This is a genomic window from Marinactinospora thermotolerans DSM 45154 (assembly GCF_900167435.1).
GTDB classification, from domain to species: domain Bacteria; phylum Actinomycetota; class Actinomycetes; order Streptosporangiales; family Streptosporangiaceae; genus Marinactinospora; species Marinactinospora thermotolerans.
Map to the genome: position 1 here is coordinate 1 of NZ_FUWS01000027.1, position 5,665 is coordinate 5,665.

Annotated in this window: 5 protein-coding genes; 2 read left to right on the forward strand and 3 right to left on the reverse strand. The window is 73.3% G+C overall.

Annotated elements, in window-relative coordinates:
• Positions 1-530: 530 nt before the first annotated feature.
• A complete protein-coding gene (locus B5D66_RS24700) occupies positions 531-974 on the reverse strand; it encodes a winged helix-turn-helix transcriptional regulator (protein ID WP_078764235.1) in 444 nt (147 codons plus the stop codon).
• Positions 975-1,104: 130 nt separating this feature from the next.
• On the opposite strand from B5D66_RS24700, the gene B5D66_RS24705 reads away from it, so the two are divergent.
• Positions 1,105-1,977: an aldo/keto reductase family oxidoreductase gene (locus tag B5D66_RS24705; RefSeq protein ID WP_078764236.1), complete on the forward strand. Its 873-nt coding sequence runs from the start codon at positions 1,105-1,107 to the stop codon at positions 1,975-1,977.
• A 329-nt stretch (positions 1,978-2,306) separates the two neighbouring features.
• Positions 2,307-2,816 carry a flavoprotein gene (locus B5D66_RS24710; RefSeq protein WP_078764237.1) on the forward strand — a complete coding sequence of 170 codons (510 nt, stop codon included), beginning with the start codon at positions 2,307-2,309 and terminating at the stop codon, positions 2,814-2,816.
• A gap of 723 nt (positions 2,817-3,539) precedes the next feature.
• Here B5D66_RS24710 and nhaA read toward each other — a convergent pair.
• Positions 3,540-4,775, reverse strand: a complete 1,236-nt coding sequence (gene nhaA, locus B5D66_RS24715) for a Na+/H+ antiporter NhaA (RefSeq protein WP_144390355.1) — start codon at positions 4,773-4,775, stop codon at positions 3,540-3,542.
• Positions 4,776-5,007: 232 nt separating this feature from the next.
• Positions 5,008-5,220 carry a hypothetical protein gene (locus B5D66_RS24720; RefSeq protein WP_078764239.1) on the reverse strand — a complete coding sequence of 71 codons (213 nt, stop codon included), beginning with the start codon at positions 5,218-5,220 and terminating at the stop codon, positions 5,008-5,010.
• Positions 5,221-5,665: the final 445 nt, after the last annotated feature.

A 5,665-nucleotide genomic window follows, 5' to 3' on the forward strand; every position in this document is an offset into this window, starting at 1 on the left:
GTGAGCCCCGCGCACGCGGGGATGGACCGACCTTGAACGTTTCACGCTGCATCCCCGGGGTGTGAGCCCCGCGCACGCGGGGATGGACCGGCGGCGCGGCGTGACCGGGAGGACGGCGATGCGTGAGCCCCGCGCACGCGGGGATGGACCGGCGAAGGGCAGCACCTGTTCGAGGACGGTGCCGTGAGCCCCGCGCACGCGGGGATGGGCCGGTACCGACGGCACGACGGTACGACGGCGCGCAAGGGTGGGAAGGCGCCGATTCGGGCCGGTCAGCGATGGCGCGTCGAGCGCGCGCACGCCTGGTGGAACGCACTCCACCGGCCTGCCCGCCGCCACGGGTGCCGCGCGACCGTCGTCAACGCCTTCCGCCCCCCGCGGACACGATCATCAGCGCCCTCGGCCTGGTCCGCCGGGCCTGGGCCACCCACCGCTGGGATGACCGCCCGAAGCGACGCCCGTGAGCCCCGGCCACCTGCCCGGACCCGTGCGCGCGGACGGTTCCCGCCGATCAGCGCCCCTGTCGTGGTTCAGTCGGCGCGGGCGTCGTAGGTCTCGCGGTTGGCGAGCACGTCGTCCATGTGCGCCTCGGCCCAGGACTTGAGGCCGCGCGTCATCTCGTACAGCGACAGGCCGAGATCGGTCAGCTCGTAGGAGACCGTGACGGGCACGGTCGGCACCACGGTGCGGGAGACCAGGCCGTCGCGCTCCAGGGAGCGCAGCGTCTGGGTGAGCATCTTCTGGCTGACGCCGGACAGCAGGCGTTGCAGCTCCGAGTAGCGCATCGCCCGGGGTTCGCCGGCGCAGTCGGCGCCGGGCTGCCGCGCGCTGCCGCTGCCGAGCGCGGCCAAGATCAGCGTGACCCACTTGCCGGAGATCCGGTCGAGCAGCTTGCGGCTGGGGCAGGCCGCCAGGAAGGCGTCGTACTCCGCCTTGGCCTGAGCCTTCTGCTGGGCCGCCGTCATCGTCGCCATGGAGCCTTCCTCTCACCCGCGGGTGCCCTACGCACTTCGAAGTGCCTACTTCCCATCAGGAAGCCACGCACCAATAGTGGTGCAAGGTGCCGTCAGGCACCAGCCCTTGGCTCGACACGAAAGGCACACCATGACCACCCCCTCCGTCTCGCTTCCCGGCGGCACCTGGTCCCTGGGCGACCTGACCGTCACCCGGTTCGGTTACGGCGCCATGCAGCTCGCCGGCCCCGGGGTCATGGGTCCGCCGGCCGACCGCGACGGCGCGCTCGCCGTCCTGCGCGAGGTCGTCGGTCTCGGCATCACCCACATCGACACCGCCGACGCCTATGGACCCCACATCACCAACCGGCTGATCCGCGAAGCGCTGCACCCCTACTCCGACTCGTTGCACATCGTGACCAAGGTCGGCGCGATCCGGGACGAGGCGGGAGGCTGGCCCCCGGCGCGCAGGCCCGACGAGCTGCGCCGGGCCGTCCAGGAGAACCTGGAGAACCTCGGTCTCGACACGCTGGACGTGGTCAACCTCCGGCTCGGCGACGCCCAGGGGCCCGTGCCCGGTTCGCTCGCGGAGGCGTTCGAGACGCTCGTCGACCTCCAGCGGCAGGGGCTGATCCGGCACCTTGGCGTGAGCAACGCGACAGCGGAGCAGGTCGCCGAGGCGCGTTCGATCGCACCGATCGTGTGCGTGCAGAACATGTACAACCTCGCCCATCGCCACGACGACGAGCTGATCGACGAACTCGCCGAGCAGGGCATCGCCTATGTGCCCTTCTTCCCCCTCGGCGGCTTCAGCCCGTTGCAGGCCTCGGCGCTCACGGCCGTGGCCACCCGGCTGGGCGCGTCGCCGATGTCGGTCGCTCTGGCCTGGCTGCTGCGGCGGTCGCCGAACATCCTGCTGATCCCCGGCACCTCGTCGGTGGCGCACCTGCGCGAGAACGTCACGGGCGCGGGGCTCTCGCTCTCCGACGACGATCTCGCAGAGCTGGACAAGATCGGCCGCTGACCCTCGCGGGGCCTCCCAGCGAGTGGGCCGGATCGGCCGGGGAGCGCTGGGGTGGCGGTGGCCGTGGACCGGCCCCACGGCGGACCGGCCGGCCACGCTGGAAGGACGGGCGCGGGTCTCCCCAGTGGTCACAGGGCGCCGCAGCCCCATGGTCACGGGGACCTGTGCCCGCCATGTCGCCGAGACCCTCGCCTGTCCGCGCGGACTTCACACCCCCGCGCGGGACGGACCGGGGCGGCCGGGTTCGGGCATGGCCGTTACGCCGCGGGTCCCGCGCGTCCGAGGACGGGCCGCGCCGATGGCGGAGGCGCGCTCCTACACCGCGCACCATGGCGAAAACGCTCTACCCGGTGGGTCTCCGCGGCCTCGCCCCCGAAGGCGTTCCCGCGCTCGTCACGGCACTCCAACGGGAGGGGTGGACGGTGCTCGTGCTGTCCACCCCGACCGGGACGCGCTTCCACGACCCCGACGAGCTGGAGAGGCCGACCGGCGAGCGGGTTCGGCTCGAGTACCGGATGCCCGGCACGGGCAGGAGCCTGCCGCCGTCCGACGCGGTGCTGGCCTGCCCGCTCACCTTCAACAGCACGAACAAGTTCGCCCAGGGCATCGCGGACTGCTTCGCGATCGGCCTGCTGTGCGAGATGGCCGGCCACGGGGTGCCCACCCTCGTCGTCCCGCACTGCGAACCCCAGCTCGCGAGCCACCCGGCCTTCCAGCGGAGCCTGGAGACGCTGCGCTCCATGCCCGCCGTCACCGTCCTGCACGACCCCGACGCCCCCGAGGAGCGGCGCATCCCGTCCTGGCGGGAGGTCGTCGCCACCCTCGCCGCGATCTCCTAGGAGTTCGGGTGGTCGCGCGCGTGGAGCGTGCCGGCGGACGCGGCATGCGGTGGGGACGAGGCCGCCCCGGACGCGGCGGCCTGCGCCGCCGGCCCGCCCTCAGGAGGAGACGGAGGGGTTGTTCCCGGGGATGCCGACCGGCCGGCCTCGGTGGCGTCACCGCCGTCGGACGGCCAGGCCGAGGCCGCCGGCCTGTGACCGGAAGCGGTCCGCTGGGCACGGCACGGTGGCCGTGTCACCGCTCGCCCCGCGACGGCCGCCGGGCGACGGTGGCCAGGGACACGGGCCGGCGTCTCGGACCCCGGCACGCGCCCCTGGCCCCGGCCGCTCCGGCCGGAGGTCCGGCCGTGGTGGGCCGAGCGTACGCCTCGATCCCGATCCCCGCCGGAACCGCGCGCCGGACGTGGCGGCGGCCGGCCGCGCCTCGCCGAAGACGCGGCGCGGGACCGGAGGACGGGATCCGCAGCCGCTCCGGACCGGCATCGGGTAGCACGCCCGCGCCACCTTGGCGAAGACGGCCCGCCTGGGCCGGCGCGGCCCCGGCATCGCTCGGGCAGCGCTCCGTTCGCCCCACCACGCTGCGACCGTCAGACGCGGCCGGGCCGTGGCGGACGTCCCGGACCCGTGGCCGCCCGGCCGTCCACTGCGGCACGGCGCCCACGCGCGGGCGGTCGCCCGCCGTCGCGCGCGGGACGCCACACCGATTCGCCCGGCGGGGCTGTGTCACTCCCGGACCGGCGTGCGGACGTCGCGGACGCCGGAGAGCGACCGGTAGTGGGCGCTGCGCGCCCCCAGGATGACGGCCGCCAAGAGGGTGGCCAGCGCGGACGCGACGAGCACGGCGCCCTTGGCGTTGGCCAGCAGCACCGCGTCGCCCGCGTAGGACAGCTCGCTGATCAGCAGCGAGACGGTGAACCCGATCCCGGCGAGCTGCGACATGCCGACGATGTCGATCCACTTCAGGGACGGGTTGAGCTCGGCCGGCGTCACCTTCGTCGTCAGCCACGCCCCTCCAGCGATGCCCGCCAGCTTGCCGAGGACGAGGCCGGCGATGACGCCCAGCGCGACCGGCTCGGTGAACAGCCCCGCCGGGTCGCTGAACGCCACCCCGGCGGAGAACAACGCGAACAACGGCAGGGCCAGCCCCATCGCCCACGGGCGCAGAAGGTGCTCCATTCGGACACCGGGCGGCGCCGTCTCGCCGGGGTGGGTCCGCGTGCGCATGAGAAGGCCCATGGAGGCGCCCGCGATGGTGGCGTGGACACCGCTGGCGTGCGTCAGCGTCCAGATCGCGACCGCCAGCGGCACCCACACCACGGCCGACGCGAGGCCCGCCCGCGCCAGCGTGGAGGCCAGCGGCCCGACGCCTCGTTGCAGGTAGCCGAAGACGGCGAGCAGCAGCACGGCCCCGGCCAGGGGGAGCAGCGCGAGATGGTCGGTGTAGAACGCCGCGATGACCACGATCGCCACCAGGTCGTCGACGATCGCCAACGTCAGGAGGAAGGTCCGCAGCGCGGGAGGCAGGTGGCGGCCCACCACCGCGAGGATCGCCACCGCGAAGGCGATGTCGGTGGCCATCGGGATCCCCCACCCGCGCACGGCCCCGGCGTCACCCCAGGTGAGGGCGGTGAAGATCAGCGCGGGCACGGCCGCCCCGCACAGGGCGGCGACGATGGGCAGCACCGCCCGGCGCGGGTTGCGCAGCTCGCCGTGGGTGAACTCGTGCTTGAGCTCGTTGCCCACGATGAAGAAGAACACCACGAGCAGGCCATCGGCCGCCCACGCCTCCACCGGCAGGCGAAGGTGCAGCGACTCGGGGCCGAAGGTGAGACCGCGCAGGGCCTCGTAGGAGGCGGCCCAGGGCGAGTTGGCCCATACCAGGGCGATCACGGCGGCCCCGATCAGCAGGAAACCGCCCACGGTGTCGCGACGCAGGGCGTCGGCCAGACGGGACGTCATCGCCATCACCGCCCGTCCAGCGGCGTGACGGCGGAGAGGAAACGGGCGCGGGCCGTCGGACGGCCCGGCGACATGGAAGACATGGGGAGGAGACCTCACAGGCATCGGCCGCGCCACGGACATGCCGATAGCGTGGCGAGGCATGCGAGGCCAGGCCGTCGGCACGAGGGCGCGGGTGGGAAAGACGGGACGGACACCGTCCGGAAGAGGACGGTGTGGGGGAGAGGCCGCGTTACGCGGCTCGGCGCACGCGCCGTCCCGGCGGGCAGCCCGCGATCTCACCGTGGGCGTTGGTGCCCCAGGAGCTCAACCATCCGTTGGTGCCGGCGTGACGCAGCACGCCCTCGGGCCAGGTGGGAGCCCAGCGCGCCACAGCGGTCCCACGCAGGAACACGCGCGAGGACACGCGGAACCCGTGGCGGGAGCTGATGGCGGTGGTGAACACGCCATCACGCTACCAGCAGGCGAGCGGAGGGAGGCGCCCCCTCCCTATCGCGACGAGCGCGAGGCGGTGCCGAGCGGGTTCTTGAACCGTAGGAGAGGTCACGGGGCGAGACCGTTCCCCGGCCCGCCTCATTTCGTGATTTCGTGACGGAATGGCTGACAAGCCACGGGCCAGTCCGGTACGGCTGGTGTCCTATTGCCTGTTCTGTTGCCGGATGCGAGTTTCGCCCTTTTCTTAAGAAGTGGTCGAAACCAGGGGGTGCCGCTGGTAACGTCCCAGGTCAATAAGAGTGCTCCCCGCGCACGCGGGGATGGTCCCCAGGCCGCCGACACCAACCAACGCCTCGGCAGGTGCTCCCCGCGCACGCGGGGATGGTCCCCTTATCGGCGGTTACCACAACGAGCGGTACACGTGCTCCCCGCGCACGCGGGGATGGTCCCGAGGG

Bases quoted from the DNA above. Each gene is read 5' to 3' on its own strand.
- B5D66_RS24700 (WP_078764235.1), bottom strand. From the start codon at position 974: ATGGCGACGATGACGGCGGCCCAGCAGAAGGCTCAGGCCAAGGCGGAG.
- B5D66_RS24705 (WP_078764236.1), top strand. From the start codon at position 1,105: ATGACCACCCCCTCCGTCTCGCTTCCCGGCGGCACCTGGTCCCTGGGC.
- B5D66_RS24710 (WP_078764237.1), top strand. From the start codon at position 2,307: ATGGCGAAAACGCTCTACCCGGTGGGTCTCCGCGGCCTCGCCCCCGAA.
- nhaA (WP_144390355.1), bottom strand. From the start codon at position 4,775: ATGACGTCCCGTCTGGCCGACGCCCTGCGTCGCGACACCGTGGGCGGT.